General features: G+C 63.2%; 22 protein-coding genes. 10 read left to right on the forward strand and 12 right to left on the reverse strand.

The genetic code is table 11. The annotated features are described in order from the left end of the window. Positions 1-3 precede the first annotated feature (3 nt). From CK227_RS08505 to CK227_RS08530, 6 genes are all read left to right on the forward strand, one after another. A complete protein-coding gene (locus CK227_RS08505) occupies positions 4-1047 on the forward strand; it encodes a flagellar hook-associated family protein (RefSeq protein ID WP_095772655.1) in 1044 nt (347 codons plus the stop codon). A 29-nt stretch (positions 1048-1076) separates the two neighbouring features. Next, positions 1077-1424: a flagellar biosynthesis regulator FlaF gene (gene flaF / locus CK227_RS08510; RefSeq protein ID WP_019860973.1), complete on the forward strand. Its 348-nt coding sequence runs from the start codon at positions 1077-1079 to the stop codon at positions 1422-1424. After that, positions 1421-1864, forward strand: a complete 444-nt coding sequence (gene flbT, locus CK227_RS08515; protein WP_095772654.1) for a flagellar biosynthesis repressor FlbT — start codon at positions 1421-1423, stop codon at positions 1862-1864. The genes flaF and flbT overlap by 4 nt, the downstream gene beginning before the upstream one ends. Then, complete coding sequence (gene flgD, locus CK227_RS08520) at positions 1864-2271, forward strand: flagellar hook assembly protein FlgD (protein ID WP_095772653.1); 408 nt, start codon at positions 1864-1866, stop codon at positions 2269-2271. Before flbT ends, flgD begins: the two co-directional genes overlap by 1 nt. 13 nt (positions 2272-2284) lie before the next feature. Then, positions 2285-2551 carry a flagellar biosynthesis protein FliQ gene (fliQ, locus tag CK227_RS08525; RefSeq protein WP_010911298.1) on the forward strand — a complete coding sequence of 89 codons (267 nt, stop codon included), beginning with the start codon at positions 2285-2287 and terminating at the stop codon, positions 2549-2551. Between the two features lie 259 nt (positions 2552-2810). Then, a complete protein-coding gene (locus CK227_RS08530) occupies positions 2811-4454 on the forward strand; it encodes an MFS transporter (RefSeq protein WP_095772652.1) in 1644 nt (547 codons plus the stop codon). A 24-nt stretch (positions 4455-4478) separates the two neighbouring features. Here the strand turns inward: CK227_RS08530 and CK227_RS08535 are convergent, their stop codons facing one another. The 9 genes from CK227_RS08535 to CK227_RS08575 form a co-directional block, all read right to left on the reverse strand. Then, positions 4479-4847: a cupin domain-containing protein gene (locus CK227_RS08535; protein WP_095772651.1), complete on the reverse strand. Its 369-nt coding sequence runs from the start codon at positions 4845-4847 to the stop codon at positions 4479-4481. 3 nt (positions 4848-4850) lie between these two features. Further along, positions 4851-6236 carry an FAD-binding oxidoreductase gene (locus CK227_RS08540; RefSeq protein ID WP_095772650.1) on the reverse strand — a complete coding sequence of 462 codons (1386 nt, stop codon included), beginning with the start codon at positions 6234-6236 and terminating at the stop codon, positions 4851-4853. 24 nt (positions 6237-6260) lie between these two features. Beyond that, a complete protein-coding gene (locus CK227_RS08545; protein ID WP_095772649.1) occupies positions 6261-7376 on the reverse strand; it encodes an ABC transporter ATP-binding protein in 1116 nt (371 codons plus the stop codon). Beyond that, positions 7373-8170 (reverse strand): ABC transporter permease, encoded by a 798-nt coding sequence (locus CK227_RS08550; protein WP_095772648.1) that lies wholly within the window; start codon positions 8168-8170, stop codon positions 7373-7375. The genes CK227_RS08545 and CK227_RS08550 overlap by 4 nt, the downstream gene beginning before the upstream one ends. After that, the gene (locus tag CK227_RS08555) at positions 8170-9036 is read right to left on the reverse strand and encodes an ABC transporter permease (protein ID WP_095772647.1); all 867 of its coding nucleotides are present in this window, start codon (positions 9034-9036) and stop codon (positions 8170-8172) included. The genes CK227_RS08550 and CK227_RS08555 overlap by 1 nt, the downstream gene beginning before the upstream one ends. Before the next feature lie 22 nt (positions 9037-9058). Next, entirely contained in the window at positions 9059-10135 is a 1077-nt protein-coding gene (locus CK227_RS08560; protein ID WP_095772740.1) for a PotD/PotF family extracellular solute-binding protein, read from the reverse strand. A 39-nt stretch (positions 10136-10174) separates the two neighbouring features. Further along, positions 10175-10834 (reverse strand): XRE family transcriptional regulator, encoded by a 660-nt coding sequence (locus CK227_RS08565; RefSeq protein ID WP_142875558.1) that lies wholly within the window; start codon positions 10832-10834, stop codon positions 10175-10177. Positions 10835-10999: 165 nt separating this feature from the next. Next, positions 11000-12781: a chloride channel protein gene (locus CK227_RS08570; protein ID WP_095772646.1), complete on the reverse strand. Its 1782-nt coding sequence runs from the start codon at positions 12779-12781 to the stop codon at positions 11000-11002. 655 nt (positions 12782-13436) lie between these two features. After that, positions 13437-14165 (reverse strand): NAD(P)-dependent oxidoreductase, encoded by a 729-nt coding sequence (locus CK227_RS08575; RefSeq protein WP_095772645.1) that lies wholly within the window; start codon positions 14163-14165, stop codon positions 13437-13439. Positions 14166-14227: 62 nt separating this feature from the next. Here CK227_RS08575 and CK227_RS08580 point away from each other — a divergent pair, with 62 nt between their 5' ends. Then, positions 14228-14707 (forward strand): MarR family transcriptional regulator, encoded by a 480-nt coding sequence (locus tag CK227_RS08580; protein ID WP_095772644.1) that lies wholly within the window; start codon positions 14228-14230, stop codon positions 14705-14707. Between the two features lie 36 nt (positions 14708-14743). On the opposite strand, the gene CK227_RS08585 is transcribed toward CK227_RS08580, so the two are convergent. Beyond that, positions 14744-15043, reverse strand: a complete 300-nt coding sequence (locus CK227_RS08585; RefSeq protein WP_095772643.1) for a putative quinol monooxygenase — start codon at positions 15041-15043, stop codon at positions 14744-14746. Between the two features lie 116 nt (positions 15044-15159). On the opposite strand from CK227_RS08585, the gene flhA reads away from it, so the two are divergent. From flhA to CK227_RS08600, 3 genes are read left to right on the forward strand one after another with little or no spacing between them, the layout of a single operon-like run. Beyond that, positions 15160-17247 (forward strand): flagellar biosynthesis protein FlhA, encoded by a 2088-nt coding sequence (gene flhA / locus CK227_RS08590; RefSeq protein ID WP_095772642.1) that lies wholly within the window; start codon positions 15160-15162, stop codon positions 17245-17247. Beyond that, on the forward strand, positions 17244-17996 hold the full coding sequence (fliR, locus tag CK227_RS08595) for a flagellar biosynthetic protein FliR (protein WP_038649353.1): 753 nt from the start codon (positions 17244-17246) through the stop codon (positions 17994-17996). Before flhA ends, fliR begins: the two co-directional genes overlap by 4 nt. A 1-nt stretch (position 17997) precedes the next feature. Then, a complete protein-coding gene (locus tag CK227_RS08600) occupies positions 17998-18381 on the forward strand; it encodes a hypothetical protein (RefSeq protein ID WP_095772641.1) in 384 nt (127 codons plus the stop codon). Positions 18382-18462: 81 nt separating this feature from the next. Here CK227_RS08600 and CK227_RS08605 read toward each other — a convergent pair whose 3' ends face one another. After that, positions 18463-21378: a patatin-like phospholipase family protein gene (locus tag CK227_RS08605; protein WP_095772739.1), complete on the reverse strand. Its 2916-nt coding sequence runs from the start codon at positions 21376-21378 to the stop codon at positions 18463-18465. A gap of 181 nt (positions 21379-21559) precedes the next feature. Beyond that, the gene (locus CK227_RS08610) at positions 21560-22954 is read right to left on the reverse strand and encodes a peptidoglycan-binding protein (RefSeq protein WP_095772640.1); all 1395 of its coding nucleotides are present in this window, start codon (positions 22952-22954) and stop codon (positions 21560-21562) included. Between the last annotated feature and the right edge of the window lie 5 nt (positions 22955-22959).

Here is a 22959-nt window from a genome sequence, read left to right on the forward strand (position 1 = left end):
TCCATGACCTCAGTCTCTTCGGCCGCCCTCACCAACGCCATGCGCTATCAACAGATGCGCATGCAGGCCGACCTCGTCAAAGCCACGAAAGAATCGTCGACCGGCAGGGTCGCCGATGTCGGCCTGGCACTGGGCGGACGCACCGCCCAGTCCGTCACTTTCTCGCGCGACCTCGACCGGCTGAACGTGATCGTCGATTCCAACGGGCTGGTCACCGCAAGGCTTGCGTCGACGCAGACGTCCCTCGCCCAGCTCTCCGGCGTGGCGCAGACCTTCCTGTCCGCCCTGACCACCGCGTCGTCCGGCGACAACTCCAACAGCCTGACCCAGTCGACCGGCCAGACGACCCTCCAGCAGCTGACCTCGATCCTCAACACCAGCGTCAACGGCGAATATTTGTTTGCCGGCACAAACACCGACGTCAAGCCGATCAACGATTTCACGGCCGCCGGCTCACCGGCCAAGGCCGCCTTCGACGCCTCCTTCGTCGCCAAATTCGGCTTCACGCCCAACGATCCGGCCGCGGCCAACATCACCGCCGCCCAGATGGACGATTTCATCACCAACGACGTTGCGCCGCAGTTCCTCGGCGCCGGCTGGCAGACCAACATGTCTAACGCCACCGACCAGCAGATCGTCAGCCGCATCGCGCTCAACGAAACCACCGAGACCTCGACCAGCGCCAACAGCGACGGCATCAGGAAGCTCGCCATGGCCGCGGCAATGGTCTCCAGCCTGATGTCCACCAACATCAGCCGGGCGGCGAAGGACAGCATCGTCACCCACTCGCAGACACTGGTCGGCGAGGCGCTGAGCGGCATCGCCCAGGTCCAGTCGGAGACCGGCATCGTGCAGAAACGCGTCTCCGATGCCAGCGACCGCATGAAGACACAGATCGATCTGTTCGAGCGCCATATCCTCGATCTCGAAGCCGTCGACCCGGCCACGGCCGCCACCAGAGTCGCGGATCTGACACAGCATATCGAGACGTCCTTCGCCCTGACAGCGCGCCTGCAGCAGCTCAGCCTGTTGAATTACCTGACCTGACAACTTCCAGCGGAACGGTAGAGCCGACGATGTACCAATTCTCCTACGCCGACGTCCAAAGCACCTCCGTTTCGGACGCAAAGGACCGTGAGCGCGAACTCCTGACCCGCTCGATCGACATGCTGTCGGCGGCCGCCACGGCCGGCCAGGATTCGATGGAGGCGATCGAGGCGCTGAATTTCACCAACCGCGTGTGGACAATCTTCGTCGAGGATCTTGGCTCCAGCGACAATGCGCTTCCCAAGGAATTGCGTGCCAACCTGATTTCCATCGGCCTTTGGTTGCTGCGCGAGGCGGAGGACATCCGCCAGGGCCGCACCAACAATTTCGAAGGGCTGATCGAAGTGTCCCAGATCATCCGCGACGGCATTCAATGACCAACACACTGAAGATATCGCTGAAGCCCAACGAGAAGATCTACATCAACGGGGCGGTCATCCGCGTCGACCGCAAGGTCACCATCGAACTGATGAACGACGTGCAGTTCCTGCTCGAAGGTCATGTGATCCAGGCCGACCAGGCATCGACGCCGCTCAGGCAGCTTTATTTCATCGTGCAGGTCATGCTGATCAACCCGGCCGGCGCCGATGACGCCCGCGAGATGTTCCGCCGCTCGCTGCCGTTGCTCATCGCAAGTTTCGAGGATGCCGAGATCTGCGGCGCACTGAAGCAGATCGACCGTATGGTCGGCGAGGATCATATTTACGAGGCATTGAAGGCGATCCGTTCGCTCTATCCTCTCGAACGCCGCGCGCTTGGCGGCAATGACGATGTTCCGGGCACACCGCGCCCGCTGGCCGTGGGAGCAAGCTACTGATGACCGTGGACATGACGACGACGATACCGGTTGGCGCCAATTCGACCACCAAGTCGACTTCCAAGACGGCGGTCGACTACCAGTCCTTCCTGAAGCTTCTGATCGCCGAGATGAAGAACCAGGATCCGACCAAGCCGATGGATTCGACGCAGTACGTCGCCCAGCTCGCCACCTTCTCGCAGGTCGAGCAATCCGTGCAGTCCAACACCAAGCTCGACCAGATCATGCAGTCCTCCGCACTGTCGCAGGCCGATGCGATCATCGGCCGCTCGATCACCTCGGCCGACGGCAAGACCACCGGAATAGTGGCTTCGGTGACGCTCGCCAGCAGCGGACTGATCGCGGTGCTGCAAGATGGCACCAAGGTCCCCGTCGGCCCAGGCGTGTCGGTCAAGCCGGCAAGCTAGGCCAGCCGCCCGCATGAACGAAGCCGACGCCCTCGACATCGTCCAGTACGCGGTGTGGACGGTGCTGACCGCGTCCGCTCCGGTGGTGCTGGTCGCCATGGCGGTCGGCATCGGCATCGCCCTCATCCAGGCGCTGACGCAGATCCAGGAAATCACCCTGACCTTCGTGCCGAAGATCGTCGCCATCATGCTGGTGGTGGCGCTCACCGGCCCGTTCATTGGCGGCCAGATATCGGCCTTCACCAACGTCATCTTCCAGCGCATCCAGAACGGGTTCTGAAGAAAGTCGCGGAAAACCGCTTCAGAACGTGATGGCTCGAAAAGCCGGCGCCGGCTATCGGCCGATTTCACCGCGGGCATGCAAGGCGTGTTGCGCGAAGGCGAGCCCGGCCCTCGCAGCAAAGCTGGCCTTCCTCTATCCTCTTGTTGGACCATGATCTTGCGCGCATGACGTTCGCCCTTTGCGGCGCGATGCCATAGTTTCGGCAAACGATGCGGAGAAACCGCAAGGATCAGCACGTTCTGGCAGGAACCCATCCATGATTGACGAGAAACCGGATAGCGAAGGCGTTTCGGCGCTGGCGCCGTTCCGGCATGGCATTTTCCGCGCCGTCTGGTCGGCAAGTCTCGTTTCAAATTTCGGTGGCCTGATCCAGGGCGTCGGCGCCGCCTGGATGATGACCACGATCGCCACCTCGCCCTATCAGGTCGCTCTGGTCCAGGCCTCGACGACCTTGCCGATCATGCTGTTCGCGCTTGTCGCCGGCGCCATCGCCGACAGCTTCGACCGGCGCAAGGTGATGCTGGTGGCGCAGACCTTCATGCTGGTCGTTTCGGTGCTTCTGACCGTGTTCACCTGGTATGGCCTGATCGCGCCCTGGACGCTGCTTGCCTTCACCTTCCTGATCGACAGCGGCACGGCGCTCAACAGCCCGTCCTGGCAGGCGTCCGTCGGCGACATGGTCCCCCGCAACAAGGTGCCCGCGGCCGTCGCGCTGAACTCCATGGGCTTCAACCTGACACGCAGCGTCGGTCCGGCAATCGGCGGCATCATCGTCGCGGCCGCCGGCGCCGCGGCCGCCTTCGCGGCGAACGCGGTGAGCTATATCGGCCTCATCATCGTGATGGCCCGCTGGAAGCCGGATGTGCCGGTGTCGACCTTGCCGCGCGAGTCGCTGGGTGCGGCCATGGGGGCCGGCCTGCGCTATGTCGCCATGTCCCCCAATATCGGCAAGGTGCTGGTCAGGGGCGCGGCCTTCGGCTTCTCAGCCGGCGCCGTCCTGGCGCTCTTGCCGCTGGTGGCACGCGACGTCGTCAAGGGCGATGCCTTGACCTACGGCATCATGCTGGGCTCCTTCGGCATCGGCGCCGTCGGCGGCGCGCTGATCAGCGTGCGGCTGCGGCAGTTGCTTTCCAGCGAGACGATGGTGCGCTGTGCCTTTGCCGGCTTCGCCGTCTGCGCCTTCAATGCCGCGCTCAGCCATCATGCCTGGCAGACCTCGCTCGGCCTGCTGGTTGGCGGCGCCTGCTGGGTGATCGCGCTCTCGCACTTCAACGTCACCGTGCAGATGGCGACGCCGCGCTGGGTGGTTGGCCGGGTGCTGTCGGTCTACCAGACCGCGACCTTCGGCGGCATCGCGCTGGGCAGCTGGATCTGGGGCGTCGTCGCCGATGCGCATGGCGCCGAGACGGCGCTGATCGCCGCCGCCATCGCCATGCTGGCCGGCGGCGCCATCGGCCTCGTGCTGCCGCTGCCGCAGCAGCAGGTGCTGAACCTCGACCCGCTCAACCGCTTCAAGGAGCCGCATCTGGCGCTCGACCTGAAGCCGCGCAGCGGTCCCATCGCCATCATGATCGAATACATCATCCGGCAGGAGGACGAGGCGGAGTTCGTTGCCACCATGGCCGAACGCGGCCGCATCCGCCGCCGGGACGGCGCCCGCAACTGGACACTGGCGCGCGATCTCGAAAACCCCTCGATATGGATCGAGCACTACCACACGCCGACCTGGCTCGAATATGTGCGCCACAACGGCCGCATCACGCATGCCGACGCCATGGTCGGCGAGCGCTTGCGGGCGCTGCACAGCGGCGACGAGCCGCCGCGCGTGCGTCGCGTCATCGAGCGTCCGACCACCGCCGGCACAGCATTGGTGATGGCCAGGGGGCCGATCGAGCACTGATCCCGGGTAGCTGGTATCAGTCGATCAGCCGGCCGACTGGATCATGTAGAGCTTGCGCGTGGTCTCGCGGATGCGCCATTCGCCCTTCCATCCCTGCGGCAGCACGAGCAGGTCGCCTGGTCCCAGTTCGCGCGCCTCGCCGTCGGCGCGGCTCACCTCGACCCGCCCCGAAATGATATGGCATATCTCCGACGAAGCCGAGCGGTCGGCAGTGAAGCGGCCGGGCGTGCATTCCCAGATGCCGATGTTGACGCTCCCGTCCGGCGATTGGAAAAGCGAGCGCACGGCCTCGACCTGGTCCCCCTCGATGGAGGTGGGCTTGGGTGAGAACGCGCCGATGTCGGCCTTGGCGAGATCGTGGAAGGTCGAAAGGTCGATCAAACTGGTCTCCATCAGTCAGTGGCCGGTAATGCCGTCGGCGAGCGCGGCCAGTTTCGACGTATGCGCAAGCCCAGCGGCCTCGCGCCCATCGGCGATGCGATAAAGCTGGTACATCGAATGCACGCCAAGCCAGCGGAACGGCTCCGGCTCCCATGGCCTGACCTTGCGGTTGACCCAGGGCAGCTTCGTAAGCTCGGTATCCTGGCCGAGGATCAGGTCGGCCAGCGTACGCCCCGAAAGATTGGAGCTCGACACGCCAAGCCCGACATAGCCGCCGGCCCAGCCGATGCGGGTCGCGGGATCGAGCCCGACGGTCGTGCACCAGTCGCGCGGCACGCCGAGCACGCCGCACCAGGCGTGCTCGATGCGGCAGTTCGCCGTCTGCGGCAGCAGCGTCGTCAGGATCTGATGCAACTGGTCGATCGTGGCCTGCTGCGTCTGCCCATTGACGTCGGTCCGCGAGCCGTAGCGATAGGGCACGCCGCGCCCGCCCATGGTGATGCGCCCCTCGCGCGTGCGCTGGGCATAGCAATAGGCGTGGGCGGCGTTGCCGAGAAGCTCGTGACCCTCCCAGCCGATCTGGCGCCAAAGCTCCTCGGACAGCGGCTCGGTGACGATCTGCGCGCTGTTGAGCGCCAGCCAGGTCCGTTCCTCGCCGGGAATGCCTGATGTAAACCCCTCCGTCGCGCGGATGATGGTTTCCGCCCGCACCGTGCCGCGGTTCGTCGTCACGCGGCCCTCGGCGATGGCCGTCACCGTCGTCTGTTCGTAGATCGGCACGCCCAGGCGCTCGACGGCGGCGGCAAGCCCGCGCACCAGCTTGGCCGGCTGCACCCGCGCCTGGCCGTGGACGACGAAGCCGCCCATGACATTGCGGATGTTGATGCGCGCCCGCGTCGCCGCTTGATCCAGCATTTCGACGCGGGTCGGATCGACATCCCAGGCGCGGATCGTTTCGCACTCCTCGCGCGCGCGTTCGAGCTGCGCCAGGTTGGTGGCCACCGTCAGATTATCGACCCGGCGGATATCGGCATCGATGCCTTCCGCGCTCGCCACCCGGATCACCTCGTCGACGCAGCCAGCCATGGCCGCCTGCATGGCGCTGACACCTTGCCGGGTCGAGGTCTTGAGATATTTTTCGCGCGACCAGGAGAAGCCGCCCGACAGCCAGCCGCCATTGCGGCCCGAAGCGCCGAAACCGGCAAATTCGCGCTCGATCAGCGCGATGCGCAGCGAGGGCCTCGCCTTCTTCAGATAATAGGCGGTCCACAGGCCGGTATAGCCGGCGCCGACGATCGCGATATCGGCCTCGATATCGCCAGGCAAGGGCGGCCGGGGCGCGGGAACCCCTCCCAGATCCGCATACCAGAACGATATGTCGCCGTTGCGCTTGGCTTGCATGGGATGACTTTCGAATTGATTGGATCAGGTCAGCGTCGCATCGGCCGAGCTGTCATCGGCCAGAAGCTTGGCGTCGGCACCGTCGAAGCAGAGCTCCACCTTGTCGCCAAGGCCGAAACTGTCGCCGGTCAGCGGTGTGCGCACGATCGCCATGGAGCCGTCGGCGAGCCTGACTTCGTATTTCGATCCCGAGCCGAGATAGATGGCTTCCGCGATCGTCCCCGGCAGCCGGTTGGAGGTGCCCGCCGCGTCCTGACCGGGCCGGCGGATGGCGAGCTTTTCGGGGCGCAGCAGCATGACCGGGCTGGCTTCGCCCGCGATCCGGCGCGGCGCAGTCACCGTCTCGCCGGCAATACGCAGCGCCGTGCTCACGCCGTCGCTGCGCGCCTCTCCGCGCAGCACCGTGGAGTCGCCGATGAAGCGGCCGACGAACAGCGTCGTCGGCTCATCGTAGAGCTCGCGGCCGGTGCCGACCTGCTCGATGCGCCCGCGATTGAACACGGCGATGCGGTCCGACAGGACCAGCGCCTCTTCCTGGTCGTGCGTCACATAGACGAAGGTCGTGCCGAGCTCGCGATGGATGCGCTTGATCTCGAGCTGAAGCCATTCGCGCAGCTTCTTGTCGAGCGCGCCGAGCGGCTCGTCCATCAGCAACAGTGGCGGATCGAAGACGATGGCGCGGGCCAGCGCCACGCGCTGCTGCTGACCGCCTGACAGCTCACTGGGATAGCGATGCGCGAAGTCGCCCATCTTGACCATATCGAGCGCCCTGGCCACGCGCGCCTTTCGCTCTGCCTGATCGACGCCACGCAGCGTCAGCGGATAGGCGACGTTGCGGCCGACGCTCAGATGCGGGAACAGCGCGTAGTGCTGGAAGACGACGCCGATATTGCGCTTGTGCGCCGGCACGCCGACGACGTTCCTGCCGCCGACCAGCAGCTTGCCGCTCGTCAGGTCGGTGAAGCCGGCCACGACATTCAGCGTCGTGGTCTTGCCGGAACCGCTCGGGCCGAGCAGCGTCATGAACTCGCCGGGCTCGATGCGTAGCGACACGCCGTCCAGCGCCTTGAAGCCGCCATAGGCCTTGCTGATCGATTCGAGATCGATCGCCGCGCCCTTGCTCTCCTGTCCCGGCTTCATTGGGATCCTTTCCGCTCGCGGCCAAGAAGAAGCATGCCGCCGCCGATCAGGATCGTGGTGGCGAAAAGCAAGATGGTGCCGACGGCGGCAACGGTCGGGTCGGCGTCGCGGGTGATGGAAGAGAATATCTGCACGGGCAAGGTCTTGAGATAGGGGTTGGTGATGAACAGCGACACGACGATCTCGTCGAAGGAGGTGGCGAAGGCGAAGAGCAGGCCGGACAGGATGCCGGGCAGGATCAGCGGCAAGGTCACCGTGCGGAACGCGGTCAGCGCTCCCGCGCCGAGACTAGCCGCCGCCGTCTCGAGGCGCCTGTCGAACACTTCGAGGCTGGCCGAGACCGCGATCAGCACGAAGGGAAGCGCAAGGATGGTGTGGGCCAGCACAAAGCCGGTCAGCGTGCCGACGAGATGGGCGTCGAGATAGACCGCGTAGATTCCGATGGCCAGCACAACGCCGGGGACCACCATGGGCGTCAGCATGAGCATGCGCAGGAGGTTGGCCGGCCGCGCTTTCATGCGGTCGAGGCCGAAGGCGGCAAGCGTGCCGAGCACTGTCGCCAGCACCGCCACGATCGAGGCGACCTTCACCGAGTTCAGGAAGCTCGACATCCAGTCCGGATTGGTGACGAAGTTCTGGTACCATTGCCAGGAGAAGCCCTGCGGCGGGAAGGCGAGCGACTTGTTCTCGTTGAACGACATCGGCACCACGACCAGCGTCGGCGCGACAAGCCATATCGCCACCAGCAGGCAGACGAGGCCGAGGATGACGCGTGTGAGCGGCTTCATTTCCATCAGCGCCGCCCCGCTTCCCGATAGCGAGAGCGCATCACCGGGGCCGCCAGCGCCAGGAGCACGAAGGTGGTGACCAAAAGCACCACGCCCATGGCACCGCCGCGGCCCCATTGCAAAAGGCTCAGCACCTGGGTCTGCACCAGGGTCGACAGCATGGTCGAGCGCGGGCCGCCGAGCAGTGCCGGCGTGATGTAGAAGCCCAGCGCCAGGATGAAGACGATGATCGCGCCGGCATAGACGCCCGGCAGCGACAGCGGCAGGTACACCGTGAAGAACGCGCGCGAAGGCCGGGCGCCCAGGCTTTGCGCCGCCCGCATCAGCCTGAGGTCGATACCTTTCATCACCGAGTAGAGCGGCAGGATCATGAAGGGCAACAGCACCTGCGCCATGCCGATGACCACGCCGGTCTGGGTGCGGATCAGACGGATGCCATCGAACCCGGCCGCGTGCAGCAGCGAATTGATGACACCCGAATCCTGCAGCAGAATCACCCATGAGAGCGTGCGCACGACCCCGCTCACCCAAAACGGGATCAGTACGCAAAGCACCAGGACAAGCCGCACGCGCGGCCCGACGGCGGTCATCAGATAGGCATAGGGATATGCGCAGACCACACAGACGACCGTAACCCACGCCGAGATGACAAAGGTGCGCTGGAGCACCGTGAGATTGACGGGCGCGCCGAAGAACCAGAGGTAATTCTGCACGCCCCATTGCGGTTCCGAGAGGCTGCGCACCATGATGGTGAGCAGCGGATAGCCGATGACGGCTGCCAGCAGGATCAGCGCCGGCAGCGTGAGCGCGAACGGCCGCGATACCCAACCCCGTTTCGCGACGGAAGGCGTTGTCGGTTCGAGCGCGCTCACGGGCTTTGCCTCCGTCAGCCGGTCAGTTGCCGGCCATCAGCGCCGACCACTTTTCCTGCGCCACCGCGAAGTTCGGAACCCAGAACTTGAAGTTCTGCTTGTAGCCCTGCTTCTGGCGTTCCGGCGTGTTGGTCAGGAAGGCGGAGACGGAAGCGTCGACCTTGGGCTGGGCATCGCTGTTGATCGGCGTGTAGGAGGTCTGCTCCGCCAGGACCTCCTGTGCGTGCTTGCCGAGATAGGCATTGAGCAGCGCGTAGGATGCATCCGTATCCTTGACGCCGACCGGGATCGTCATCTGGTCCATCACCACCAGCCAATCCTGCCAGGCCGGCGCGTATTTGGCGCCGTTCTTGACCGCGGTCATGGCGCGGCCCGTCCACATCATCAGCATGTCGGCCTCGCCGGATTCGGCGAGTTGCTGCGATTCAGCGCCCGTTTTCCAGAAGATGGTATCGGGGCCGAGCTTGCGGACCACATCGATGGCCTTGTCGATATCGGCCACCGTCATCGCCTTCGGATCGCCGCCGGCAACCTTGAACGCCTGTTCCAGCAAGCCGCCCGTCGGGCTGCCGGAGCCGTCGATTCCGCGCACGCCCGGGAACTTTGCCGTATCGAAGAAATCGGCCCAGCTCTTGGGCGGATTATCCTTGTACTTCTCCTTGTTGTACATCAGCACGACGCCGTAATTCATCGCCGGCACCGAACATTCGCCAACCTGGCCTTCCGGGATTTTCGAGACGTCGAGCTTCGTCAGATCCAGCTTCTGGAACAGCTTGCCGCAATAGACATAAGGCGGCAGGTCGTCGGTATCGACAACGTCCCAGGTGACATTGCCGGACTCGACCTGCGCCTGCACCTTGGCGATCTCGGTCGGACCGTCATTGAGCAACTTGACGCCGGACTTGTCGACGAACTCCTTCAGCGCCGCGGCCTGGCCATCCTGGTAGATGCCGCCATAGGAGACGAACGTCAGGGTCTTGCCCTTCAGCGACCCCTCCTTGACTTCGCCCGCCACCGGCTTCTCCTGCGCGAACGCTGCGGTTGCCAGCACGCCAAGCGCCATCACGGCGCTGAGATACAAAGCTTTCGTTTTCTGCATGATTGTCATTCTCCCATTGATGCCCGCATTGGATTGGAGCTACCTGGCCGCGAGCGGTTTCCAGGCCGTGTATTGATCGAGCTCGGCGCGCACCGAGGTCGGCGGCGCGATGATCCACATCACTTCGGCTCGGCCGCTGCCGATGTTCTCCGAGCGATGCGGTGTCGAAGTCGTGTATTCGATGCTGTCGCCCTCCTCGAGCACGTGACGGGCGTCGCCGAGCGAGACCTCGACGACCCCGCGCAGCACGACGAGCATCTCGTGCGCGTCGCCATGGGTGTAGCGATCGGGCCCGGTCGAGCCACCAATGTCGAATTCCCCGACATAGACCTCCATGTCGCTCAGCGGCGGGCGCGACAGCAGCATCTTGCGGCAGCCGTCGCTGGGCGGCAGGCTCGGCCGCTCGCTTCGCCTCAGAACGCCATGGTTTTGCGCCGTGCTTTCCTCGAACAGCATGGCGACGCTGACGCCGAGCGCCGAAGCCATCTGGTTGAGCGAGGCGGTGCTGGCCCCTGTCAGGCCGCGTTCGAGCTGGCTGATGAAACTTGCGCTCGTCCCGGTTGCTTCCGCAAGCTCGCGCAGGGACAGCCTGCGGGCGAGGCGAAGGCTTTTGAGGCGCATGCCCAGCACTTGGTGGGCGTGCGTCGCGACCGGTGTCTCGCCCGTTTTCGACGAAGCCTTGTCCGACCCCTTGCTCATGCCGTCTCCTCACCGCACTTAACAACATGTACAGTACCACTGTACAACTGACAAGCCATGTATGGGCGCCAGAACAGGGCCAGTCGCTGGGCCAGGCTGCAAGTCGGAAGGGTCACGTGAGCAAGCCGCGCCGCCGATTGACAAGGGGGCGCGTAGGGAGAAGCCTTATCCTTCGCCCGACAGGTCCCGGCGCGCCTTTTCGAGTTCCTCGGCATAGCGCCGCATCAGATGGCCCTCGGTCAGCAGACCGAGCACGATGTGGTCGGTGAAATCCTCGACGACGGCCAGTTCCTCGGCGCCGGCGCGCTGAAACGTCTCGGCGGCGGCCTGCACGTTCATGCTGGGCACCAGGACGGCATCCTTGTACTGCGCGAGATCGCGCACCGGCGCCTCGCCGCCGGCGGGATCGCTGTGCAGTTCGGCCACGATCAGCACGCCGACATACTGGTCGCCCGGGTCGACGGCGATGACGCGCTGCGCCGAACCCAGCGGGATCTGCTTGCGGAAGTCGGCCAGCGTCGTCGCGGCATCGATGGTCTTGATGTCCTTGCGCATCATCGAGCCGACGGTCAGGCTGCGCATCCAGCCGACATCGTGGGCGCTGCGGATCGTCTCGCCGCGCAGATGGAAGCGCCATGTCGAGAACGAATAGCCGAAGGTTTCGCGCACCAGGATCGCCGCCATGATCGAGGCGGCCAGCACGACGCCGGTGAGCGTCAGGTCGCGGGTCGATTCCAGCGCCAGGAAGGTCATCGTCAGCGGACCGCCGACGACACCGACGGCAAGCGAGGTCATGCCGACGACGGCGGCAACCGAAGGGTCGATGCCGGTCGCCGGCGAGACCAGCGCCATCACACCGGCGAATGCCTTGCCAAGCAGCGCACCGAGGAACAGCGAGGCGAAGAACAGGCCGCCGCGAAAGCCCGAGCCCAGCGAGATGGCTGACGCCGCCAATTTCAGCACGAAGACGCTGGCCACCACGGTCAGCCCATAGTTCATCGCGAATTCGCGGTGCAGCGCGCCATGGCCGCTGGACAGGACCTGCGGCGTGATCAGCCCCAGCAGGCCGACGATGACACCGCCGACGACGGGACGCAGCGAGGCATCGACCGACAGCCTGTTGAAACCGCGCTCGATCAGCGTCACCAGCTGCATGATGGCGATCGAGGCCGCGCCGCCCAGCAGCCCGAGCAGCAGGAACGGCACATACTGGCTGGGGGTCAGTTGCGGCAGCCCAGAAAGCTCCAGCGGAAACGGCACGCCGCCGAACATTTCCGCGGTCAGCGAGGCCGAGATCGCGGCCGTCATGACAGGCGCGACATTGGCGACCGAGTAGATGCCGATGACCAGTTCGAAGCCATAGAAGGCCCCGGTCAGCGGCGCGTCGAAGGCGGCGGCGATGGCCCCGGCCGCACCGCAGCCGACGAGGATGCGGACATCATTGCGGCGCAGCCTGAAGATGCGCGCCAGCCGCGACGCCAGACCGGAGCCGACCTGCGTGTAGCCGGCTTCCAGGCCGACCGAAGCGCCGAAGCCGCTGGAGATCATCGTCTGGCCGGCGATGATGAAGGTGTCGGTCAGCGACATGCGACCGCCATAGAGCGCGTTGGCCTCGATCGGATCGACGGGTGTGCGGAATTTCCGCAGCCGCAGCCATATCACCGTCAGGCCGAGCAGGGCGCCGCCGACCGGCGGGATCAGCGCCTGCATGGGATTGGCGAGCGAGAACATGCCCGAAAGCCGGCCACCGGGCTGAACGCCGAACAACAACCCGTGCAGATCCTGCACGATCTGGCTCATCGCGGTGACCAGTATACCCGCCATGACGCCGACGGCGCCCGCCAGCATGACCACTGCGATGCCGCGCGCCTCGAGCAGCGGAATTGACCTCAGAAGCACCGCACGCAGCCGGCGGGCGTAGACTTGTGGCTGGTTTCTGGAAAGCACCGGGCGGCTCGCCGATATCAAAAGGGACGTGGAAGGCTGATACGCCTAGGGATACCGCATGGCAACCGCGATGCCGGCTCCCCGAATGCCAGGATCGCTTTCGAACAGTCTGGAGGCTTCCTTTGATCAACCCGGAGCCAAAAAGGCATAAGTGAATTGGGCATCTGAAATCGGACACCGGATTCGCGGCAAAGGCCCTCCTCCCCCTCGCCTGCGAAATCGACGCAAGGCCTGAAAAGTGGTATTTTGGCCCGTCTCTATTTCCCTCCAGGAGGAGAACATGATTGCGCGGGGATTGTTTTCATTGGCTGCTTGCACGATTTTCTTGAGCTCGTCTGCAATGAGCCATTCAGACATAGACATGCCAGTTAAGTTGAGTATTTCATACCCCATGTCTCCTTTTGCGGGAGGCAATACGGAAAAACGGAGCCGGCCCGCAGAAGAATTTCTTCGGACCACACAGCAGGATGTCTGCTGTCCTGGCGGTTATCCTTGGTACCGTAATTCAACGAACACGTGTTACGGCAGCTATGAAGATTGCCACGATACCGATGGCGGAGGTTGGTCCTGCAGGCAGGTCAACGCCTGCTAGGCGATAAGAGATTGGCCGGTGCGCAAGCGAGCTTGATTGCCGATCATATCGACGTCTCCGAATTCAGGCAGGCAAACGGAAGTCCGCTCGCCAACCCAGCTCCTCGACCGCCTTTTGCGTCGAGACCGCCGGGTTGGGTTCCGCCACGTTGAAGACGCCGGGCGCCCCCTTGTCGAGCGCGAGCAGCGCGGCATAGGCGGCGGCATCGACATGCACCGGCGATGCGCCGGCGGCCGTATCGGTTCCCGTTCCCGGCCCATAGAGCTGGCCATATCGCAGCACGACGCCGGCGAATGGCGCGCTGAGAACGGCCTTTTCCAAGGCGATGACGCCACCGACGCTGATGCCGCGATTGCCACTCGCGCCGCCAGCCAGAGGGTCGGCTTCGCCATGCGGCTCCGAGCCCGGCGCATAGGCCCAGGCGATGCTTTGCGCCACCATGCGCCGGACACCAGACGCGACGGCGGCCGCGACCAGATTGCGCGTGCCTTCGTCGCGGATGCGGGCATTGCGCACGACCGCCTCGCCCATCCGGCTCGGATCCAGCCCTGGCGGCAGGTCGGTCAGCTGATGGACGACGATGTCCGGCTGGGCGGCGAGCATCGCGCGCGACAGCGCCTCGGCGTCGAAGACGTCCACGACCGCCGGCCCGACTCCGAGGGCGCGCAATGTCGCGGCCTTGTCCGCATTGCGCGTGGTGCCCGTTACCTGATGACCGGCGGCCAGAAGTTGCGGGATCAGTCGCTGGCCGATGGCGCCGGAGGCGCCGGCAAGAAAGATTCGATGACCCATCGTCAGGGACTCCGCATTGTCTTAATATCAGTGCACGAACAACATATAAGAGCTCTTACATTATGCACAAGCCGAATCCGCACGCATCGATACCCGCCCCCGGCGAAGGCAAACGCGGCGAGGAAGGCTATCTCGGCTACCTGCTTCGGCAAGCCGCCGGCGCGCATCGGCTCAGAATGGACCGGGCGCTGGGAGATCTCGGCGTGACGCAGCCGCAATTTGCCACGCTGACCATGCTTGCGGCCTATCCCGGCCTCTCCAATGCCGATCTGGCCCGGCTGGCGCTGCTCACCCCGCAAACGCTCAGCGTCATCGTCGCCAATCTCGAACGGGCCGGCGCGCTGGTGCGCAAGCCACATGCCGTTCACGGCCGCATCCAGCACATCGATCTCAGCGACAGCGGTCGCGCACTGCTGCGCGCCTGCCGCCGGCGCGTGCGGGCGATCGAGAGCGAGCTGACGCAGGGGTTGTCGGAAGCGGAAGAACGCGCCGTCAGGCGCTGGCTGGTCGGCGTCGCCATGGCCGCAACAGCCGAGTCCTGATTATTGGCGGTTGCTGACCAGCCGGGCAGCGGTCGATCAGGTGGGCATGGGCTCACCGGCCTCGTAGAGCACAAGGTTGCGCTCGCCGATGCCAAGCGCCGGCCAGCTCGCGCGCCATTCGGCGATGTGCGGCGAGCGGAAATGCGCATCGAGCGCCGCCCTGTCGCGCCACACCTCGGTAACCCGGATCAGCCCCGCATCGAGCACATCCCGCGCGTAAGAATATTCGAGGCAGCCATCCTCGGCGCGGCTGCCCGAGATCATGCGCTCCATCGCCGGCCTTGCCTCCTCCAGCTTTCCTGCAGGCAAGCGGATCGTGCCGATGATGAGAAGCATGGGTCTTCCTCCTTGCGGGATCGTCGAGCTGGCCACTCTCCCACCCTCGCGCAAGCTTGGCCAGCTACCCTCGCCGGGCTGTCCCATGCGCGGCAGTCTATGGTTCGAGGACTTATATGGCGATCAGCGAAAGCATCCAGCCCGGCGCGGTGGCCAAGAACGGCCGCGACATCTTCTTCGCGCTCGGCATCGTCATCATCCTGGCCGTACTGTTCCTGCCGATCCCGGCCTTTCTCATCGATATCGGCCTGGCCTTCTCGATCGCGCTTTCGGTGCTGATCCTGATGGTGGCGCTGTGGATCCAGCGGCCGCTCGACTTCTCCTCGTTCCCGACCGTGCTGCTCATCGCCACGATGCTGCGGCTATCCCTCAACATCGCCACCACGCGCATGATCCTGTCGCATGGCAATGAGGGCACGCACGCCGCAGGCTATGTCATTGCCGGCTTCTCCAAGCTGGTGATGGCCAGCGACTTCGTCATCGGCCTCATCGTCTTCATGATCCTGATTGTGGTGAACTTCATCGTCATCACCAAGGGCGCCACGCGTATCGCCGAAGTCGGCGCCCGCTTCACCCTCGACGCCATCCCCGGCAAGCAGATGTCGATCGACGCCGACCTTTCCGCCGGCATGATCGACGACAAGACCGCGCAGTTGCGCCGCCGCGAACTGGAAGAAGAAAGCTCTTTCTTCGGCTCGATGGACGGCGCCTCGAAATTCGTACGGGGCGACGCCATCGCCGGCCTCATCATCACCGCCATCAACATCGTCGGCGGTATCGCCATCGGCTACATCAGGCACGGCATGGGCATGGGCGAGGCCGCCGACGTGTTCATCAAGCTGTCGGTCGGCGATGGTCTCGTCACCCAGATCCCGGCGCTGATCGTTTCGCTCGCCGCCGGCCTGCTGGTTTCCAAGGGCGGCACCCGCGGCTCGACCAACCAGGCCGTGTTCGGCCAGCTCGGCGCCCATCCGCGCGCGCTTTACGTGGCGGCAGCGCTGCTTGTGCTGCTCGGCCTGATGCCCGGCCTGCCGCTGTTCCCCTTCTTCGCACTGGCCGGCGGCATGGCTGGCCTCGGCTACATCATCCCGATGCGCGCCAACCGCGTCCTCGCCGAGGCCGAGGCGCTGAAGACCCAGGAAAAGGCGACCAAGGCCGAGGAAGAGAAGAACTCGGTCAAGGCCTCGCTCGCCACCGCCGAGATAGAACTGCTGATCGGCAAGCAGCTGTCGACCCGGCTGCTCGTGTCACATCAGGAGCTGGTCTTCCGCATGGCCAAGATGCGCAAGAAGTTCGCCCAGCAATACGGCTTCGTCGTGCCGGAAGTGCGCGTTGCCGACGATTTCGCCATCCCGCCGAAGAGCTATCAGATCAAGGTGCATGGCACGGTGGTCGCCGAATATTCGATGCGCGTCGGTGAGATCATGGTTCTGCTCGGCAGCCGCGAAGTTCCCGAAATCCCCGGTGAAGAGATCCGCGAGCCGGCCTTCGGAATGCGTGCCTATTCCGTCATGGAAACCTTCGCCGAGGATTTGAAACGCGAGAACTACACCTTCGCCGACAACATGTCGGTGCTGCTCACCCATCTCTCGGAAGTCATCCGCAACAACCTTCCGCAGCTCCTGTCCTACAAGGACATGAAGGCGCTGCTCGAGCGCCAGGACCAGGAATACCGCAAGCTGGCCGACGAGATCTGCACCACGCACATCTCCTATCCCGGCCTGCAGGCGGTGCTGAAGCTGCTGCTCGCCGAGCGCGTCTCGATCCGCAATCTGCATCTGATCATCGAGGCCATCGCCGAGATCGCGCCGCATGTGCGCCGCACCGAGCAGATCGTCGAGCATGTCCGCATCCGCATGGCCCAGCAGATCTGCGGCGACCTCTCGGAAGGCGGCGTGCTCAAGGTGCTGCGGCTCGGCAACCGCTGGGATCTCGCCTTCCACCAGAGCCTCAAGCGCGACGCCAAGGGCGAGGTGCGCGAGTTCGACATCGATCCGCGTCAGCTCGAGGAATTCGGCCAGGACGCCACCAAGGCGATCAAGAAATTCCTCGAGGCCGGCGAGCGCTTCGTTCTCGTCACCGCGCCGGACGCCCGCCCCTATGTGCGCATGATCATCGAGCGGCTTTTCACCACGCTGCCGGTGCTCTCCCATGTCGAAATCGCCAAGGGCGTCGAGATCAGGGTGCTCGGGACCATATCGTGAGCGTTCTCTCGCAGAGCGTCGTCATCGCGGCGTTCCTCGCCTTCTGCCGCATCGGCGCCTGCTTCATGCTGATGCCGGGCCTGTCCAGCGCCCGCGTGCCGGTGCAGGTCAGGCTGTTCGTGGCGGTCGCCGCCACCGGTGGCCTGCTTGCCTTCCTGTGGGACCGCATCATTCCTTTCGTCGATCCGCGCCCGCAGATCCTGGTGCCGATGATCATCTCGGAACTCCTGGTCGGCGGGCTTATCGGCGCCATGACCAGGCTCTACATGGAAGCGCTGCGCTTCATGGGCTCGGCCATCGCCATGCTGATCGGCTATGGCGGCTCGGGCGGGCCGGCGATCGAGGAACCGGAACCGCAGGCAGCCCTTGCCGCCATCATCTCGTTCTCGGCGCTGTTGATGCTGTTCGTCTTCGACTTCGACCACGAAATCGTCCGCGCTTTGGTGGCCTCCTACACGGTCGCGCCGGTCAACGTCTTCTTCAACCCGCAGGCGGCGCTGGTCGACATCACCGACACCGTGTCGGACACCTTCTTCCTGGTCATCCGCCTCGGCAGCCCGTTCGTCGCCTATGCCATTCTGGTCAATCTGACGATCGGCTTCGTCAACAAGCTGACCCCGCAGATCCCGATCTATTTCATTTCCCAGCCCTTCGTCATCGCCGGCGGCATGATCATCTTCTATTTCGCCATCGGCACCATGCTGTCGCTTTTCGTCGACGGCTTCGTCGACCTGACTTTGGCGAGGTGAGATGAGCACGCGCAAGGACCGTCTGCGGAAACTGGTCAAGGTGCAGGAGCAACTGAGGGCGCTGCACGAGACCCGCCACGCCACCTTTCTCGCCGCGGCAAACGCGGCGGAGACCGAGGCCAGGGAATTGATCGGCCATTTCGACCAGGACAATTCACTCTCCGGCCTGTTCCCCGATCTCTATCACCGCCGCATCGCCCAGGCGGTGGTGCGCCAGGAGAAGAGCCTGGAAAGCGCCAGGCAGGAGGCCGGCCTCATCGCCACGGCAAATGCCCGCACCAACATGGTCAAGCGCGCCTACAAGGACGTGCGCAACCGCGACGAGCGCGAACGCTCCGACCGCGAACGGCTGGATCTGATCGCGCAGAAGCGGAACGAGGAATAGCTGCGGGAATCGCTTCCCTCGCTACGATTCGTTCAACGACAAAGGTGCGCGTTCGTGCCTCCAACGGCACCCCAGCTGACATCACTGGACGAAGGCGGCACCGCCTTTGCTCCGATCGACACAGTCATTGGAAGTCGCCTTGGTGTTCGAGATCACGGCAAGAAGCTCGTTCCATCTCGACTCCAAAGTAGGGTGCTCTAACGCGGGATCTTTCGCCCAGTCAAAAACCCTACTCGCGTCCTTCTGGTCATCGAACTTTGGAATGTCCCTGCTGAACAAAGCAACGACAAGCTTTTTGAGGTCAGCCGAATATAGCGTCACCGATCCCTGCGTCGGCTCCGTGAAGGTGAGTGATCCCGGCAGCAGCCAGTGCGTGCCGATGCCGTCGCGCAACACCCGAGGCATATCGAGCTCGTGCCGGGTAGCGATCGATCGGTGCTCGCAATAGATGTCGTGTATGTCGGAGAACACTTCACCTTCCATTCCCAAGCCGAGTTGCCCACCCGCTTGCAGCACCGAATTGAAGCCAAAGCTCTCAGTATAGCCTCCAGCCGACGCAGATACGTCGGCAATGACGATGTGAAGCGGTGCCAGAGGCACGGACTTGTCCAACGATTTCAGGGCGTCTCGAACAAAAAGGTAAAGCGTCATTGTACCGCGGTTTTCAACCGCGCCGCCGTCCGTCACCCAATAGCGCTGTCGGACAGAGTCTGTTCCATCCGGCAATACATCGATGGCTGCGTCGGAGAAAACGGGCGGAAAATTCGAACTGAGGGCGGCGGCGCGGGCGATTGAAAGGTTTACGTCATCGATAGGGACGACTTTCATCACGGCCGGTTCATTCGCCGCCGCCCCCTGGTTGGGCGCCTTGAGGTTCGTCAGCACCAGCCGCCCGCCCGCAACGCTGCCGTCAAGCAGTTTTGGACATTTCGCGGCGAGTTCTGGAAATGAAAGATTGTCATCAGTACAGGTTGTTGGCTTGGCTTCAAACGAACCCAGCAACGACGTGTTGAACATCAAGCCGAAAGGCGGCGATCCCATCACTCCCGCACCCATGTTGCAGACGAACGACTCTGCAAGGATATTGCCCAAACGGGTTCGCGCCGGGATCCATCCGTCCACGTGCTCATCTTTCAGGGGATTTTCACCGCACACAGCCGGCTGCCAGCTTCGCCTTCCAAAGGTTGTCCGCAGATCACCGGCTCTTTCGAGAACGTCCTCGATGAAGGGATCCGCCATGACCTTCGAAAAATTCCCCCAAGCGTCATTGTCTGGATCACCGGGTCGCCGCAGTTCGCGCTCATGCAAGGCAAAGTAGGCTAGAGCGGCACTGCCACCGGATACACCACTGACGAGGACGACGTTACAGATCTTGCCTTGTTGTGCGAGCCCGTGAAGGACTGATGCCGTGTAGATGGCGGCGCGAGTGCCACCGCCAGAAGCGGCAATGGCAATTCTGGCATCGCTCGGGCCTAAGGGCGGGCAAGCGCCTGTTTGCCCGGTCTCAGACCGCAAAAAGCTGGCGGGGTCGAGGTTCTTGGGCGCCATCGAATGGATTTCCAGTTCGGCAGGCTGAGCCGCGTGGAAGAACGAGACCCAAGACGGCCCGGCTATCAAAATGAAGGCCAAGGTGCTTGTGATTACCGGAAAGACCAGTGCGGAACGTTGAAAGTCGCGCAAGCTCGGCAGTGGGTCGGGGAATACGCTCTTTGATGCCGGCATCTGTTCGATCTGCCGGCGAAAAGTGGACAGCAGTTCCGATGGAGTCTGGAACTGTAAGGCTGCCCCCTGGGCTTCGTATCCCTTCTTATACTCGCCCTGAATTTTCAATCGTCCCGCCCCATGCAGCGCTACCAGGCGACCGTTCGGCTTGATGGGGCTGGTAGGCTGGTTACCGATGTAGTCGTATCGCAGCTCAAAGGGAGGCCCAGCGGCAACACTGCCACCAAGTAGATGGAGAATTCTCCGCGCCGCGAATTGATCGCACCAGAACGCGTAGTACCACGCCGCCAAATAGAAAAAAGCGAGGTAGCCCATGATCTTGGTATTGCCGTATCCGGTGCTGCCTGCGTTGAACAGATAAGTGATGTAGTGCACGTCACCCAAGCGCGCCAGGGCAACGACAATCACCAGCAAGCTTATGGCAAGTTGCGGGCCTATGAAGAAGAGACGACCGATAGTTTTAAGAACTTCCATCAATCTTTCGAAAAGCACGCCGAGGAAGAGCACTGCCCAGCAGAGAACGCCGACAATTGCAAACACCCACCAAAGAAATCGATCCGGTACAAAGAGCACCAATAGCGATCCAGGCAAAAGCAGCTCGACCGGGTAGCGGACGGGCACAATGAGCAAGGCGGAAACCAGCGCTGCGAAAGGGCTGGTACCCATGAAGTCGTAGCGATTCGTCGGTGGAAACAGGTCGACTGCGGGAAGCGCCTGCGCAAGTTCACTTCGTCCTTGGGGATTGAACAATCGCACGGCTACACACCAGGCCATGCCGAGTGCGATCGCCAAGATGATGACAATCGCGACACCAATGTGCAGGCGTAGTGATCCTGAATGATCGTCGTAGGTCTCAGGTTGGGTGAAGAGAAGCATTGGGGCGATCAAGACACCCAGGATCGCAAGCTGCCCAGCGAGAAGGTATCGCTGGACCCATGGTTGCAACCACGCTCCGATATGTAGCGCCAGCAACAGTGAAAGCCCGAATATCAACAGTCCGATCGTGGCCAACGTAAAGTGGAATGTCGGGCAGCCCAGCGCGATAACGACGATTAACATGAGAGACAGGACCGGGACGAACCAGGCGTAGCCATCGGGCGCAATCCAGCTCCAATACCACGCTCTGCCCGTTGGCAACGGCTGGTTCACAAAACCATCAAACCTTCGCCACCAACGAACGAAACTCCTCGTCTTGGCACCCAACCAATTGTAAAGGCCTGGTTGGTCATTCGCGGTAGCAGCTTGATCCACAGCAAACCTCTTGGCTTTCGTCATGTCTGGATTGCCCATTGCTGTGCCATCCACCGTGAGGACGCGAGTACGAAAGCTGGGTGTTCTTGGAAGCCCCATGGCTCAATGCGGCTTCTGGCCCTAGCGCGGCCGGGCCAGCCGACACGCAACCGCCATGGGGAACACTCAGCCGGGCCACTTGAGTAGGGCGACCCGTTCATGCAGGTCAATCTAGTGGGATTGCAGGCGTTCCCTGGTTCCACTTTTCAAGCTTTCCCAAGAAGCCCCACGCCGCAAGGCCAAGAAATAACGGCATTGCGAAAGGGCTTAACCCCATGGCTGGCGTGATATTGGACAGTGCAGTGCCTACCGCGGTCAGATCACCCGACACGCCAGGCGAAGTCGCCAATTTGGAAAGCAGCTGCGTAATGATCGCCCCGCCAATACCAATCGCCGATTTCTTTCCGTCGAGCAGATTCCCGATCGTCTGACCGAGCGCACCATTCACTGGGCCTAGCGGCGCATCCTTGGCTTGGCCAGGGAGCAAGATGGCCGAGACCAGGTCGATCGCCCTTCGCAAGCGATCTTGCTGACTACCGCCCTGATTGACTGGCGGGACGGTGTTCGCCACGCGCTGAACTGCACCTCCCAACGCACTGACAATGCCCGCGAGGTCGCTGTTCACGCCAACCGTATTTACATGGACAGGTGAAGGCACCTTGTCCGATCTATCGGTCAAGGCGCGAATAGCGGCCTGCAAAGATTCGAGCTTCTCGCGAATATCACTTGCGGCGCCATCCGAGCTGGGCTGCAGCTGCCGGTCGATCGCCGCAATCGTAAGAGGATCTGCTAACCCCGTATCGTCCAGTCCGTTTTGTTGTTGAAAGCGCGACAGAGCTGTCCTGGTCAAAGGTCCGCTCCGCCCATCTTCGACCAATTGCGGGTCTGCTCCCAGAGCGTTCAATGAATGCTGAAGCCAGACAACATCCTTTGCCATCTCATCGTCTGGTTCCAAGCCCGGCGAACCGCCGTTTGAACCGATGCTGATCGTTGGGTCAAGGCTGAGGAGAGCCTTCAAGATCACTGCCGTCCCGAGCTGCGTATCCGCAAAATTGGGGTCGAAAACATGGTCTTTGACATACTTGCCGGCTCGCGCCTCGGGCGGCCCGTACAAGGTGGAACCACCGTAAAGGTACGGAGAATTCACACCTTTTCCGTGGTAGCCAAAACCATTGAACCCCTCGAGCCTGAACAGAGTTCGCGCAATCCCCCAATCGCTGGCGCCTACAAAGCCCTCCAGCCGCAAAGCGTCCAACGCTCCGTCGACAAAAGCGTTCGGCCCGGTGAATGGCCCACGGCCCTTCGGAACAATGGTGGTACGTTGGCCAAGAGGCTGGCCATTGCCGAGATAAGTGCCGAAATTCAGCGAAGACTCACGGTAGTGACAGAGGCCGACAAACCACCATGGAACACCCGTCCGGCTTTCGATCTGAGCATAAATCGTCTTGCCATCCAGAATGCGCTTGGCTTCCTTTTTGACGACGCTGGCTCGGTTGGATCGGATTTCCAGCCTCTCCCAGTTGCGCTCATATCCCTCTTTATATTCATCAAAGAGTCCCATTGCCC

The sequence above is a fragment of the Mesorhizobium sp. WSM4308 genome (assembly GCF_002294905.1).
Classification (GTDB): Bacteria; Pseudomonadota; Alphaproteobacteria; order Rhizobiales; family Rhizobiaceae; genus Mesorhizobium.

Bases quoted from the DNA above. Each gene is read 5' to 3' on its own strand.
- CK227_RS08505 (WP_095772655.1), top strand. From the start codon at position 4: ATGACCTCAGTCTCTTCGGCCGCCCTCACCAACGCCATGCGCTATCAA.
- flaF (WP_019860973.1), top strand. From the start codon at position 1,077: ATGTACCAATTCTCCTACGCCGACGTCCAAAGCACCTCCGTTTCGGAC.
- flbT (WP_095772654.1), top strand. From the start codon at position 1,421: ATGACCAACACACTGAAGATATCGCTGAAGCCCAACGAGAAGATCTAC.
- flgD (WP_095772653.1), top strand. From the start codon at position 1,864: ATGACCGTGGACATGACGACGACGATACCGGTTGGCGCCAATTCGACC.
- fliQ (WP_010911298.1), top strand. From the start codon at position 2,285: ATGAACGAAGCCGACGCCCTCGACATCGTCCAGTACGCGGTGTGGACG.
- CK227_RS08530 (WP_095772652.1), top strand. From the start codon at position 2,811: ATGATTGACGAGAAACCGGATAGCGAAGGCGTTTCGGCGCTGGCGCCG.
- CK227_RS08535 (WP_095772651.1), bottom strand. From the start codon at position 4,847: ATGGAGACCAGTTTGATCGACCTTTCGACCTTCCACGATCTCGCCAAG.
- CK227_RS08540 (WP_095772650.1), bottom strand. From the start codon at position 6,236: ATGCAAGCCAAGCGCAACGGCGACATATCGTTCTGGTATGCGGATCTG.
- CK227_RS08545 (WP_095772649.1), bottom strand. From the start codon at position 7,376: ATGAAGCCGGGACAGGAGAGCAAGGGCGCGGCGATCGATCTCGAATCG.
- CK227_RS08550 (WP_095772648.1), bottom strand. From the start codon at position 8,170: ATGGAAATGAAGCCGCTCACACGCGTCATCCTCGGCCTCGTCTGCCTG.
- CK227_RS08560 (WP_095772740.1), bottom strand. From the start codon at position 10,135: ATGCAGAAAACGAAAGCTTTGTATCTCAGCGCCGTGATGGCGCTTGGC.
- CK227_RS08565 (WP_142875558.1), bottom strand. From the start codon at position 10,834: ATGAGCAAGGGGTCGGACAAGGCTTCGTCGAAAACGGGCGAGACACCG.
- CK227_RS08575 (WP_095772645.1), bottom strand. From the start codon at position 14,165: ATGGGTCATCGAATCTTTCTTGCCGGCGCCTCCGGCGCCATCGGCCAG.
- CK227_RS08580 (WP_095772644.1), top strand. From the start codon at position 14,228: ATGCACAAGCCGAATCCGCACGCATCGATACCCGCCCCCGGCGAAGGC.
- CK227_RS08585 (WP_095772643.1), bottom strand. From the start codon at position 15,043: ATGCTTCTCATCATCGGCACGATCCGCTTGCCTGCAGGAAAGCTGGAG.
- flhA (WP_095772642.1), top strand. From the start codon at position 15,160: ATGGCGATCAGCGAAAGCATCCAGCCCGGCGCGGTGGCCAAGAACGGC.
- CK227_RS08600 (WP_095772641.1), top strand. From the start codon at position 17,998: ATGAGCACGCGCAAGGACCGTCTGCGGAAACTGGTCAAGGTGCAGGAG.
- CK227_RS08605 (WP_095772739.1), bottom strand. From the start codon at position 21,378: ATGACGAAAGCCAAGAGGTTTGCTGTGGATCAAGCTGCTACCGCGAAT.
- CK227_RS08610 (WP_095772640.1), bottom strand. From the start codon at position 22,954: ATGGGACTCTTTGATGAATATAAAGAGGGATATGAGCGCAACTGGGAG.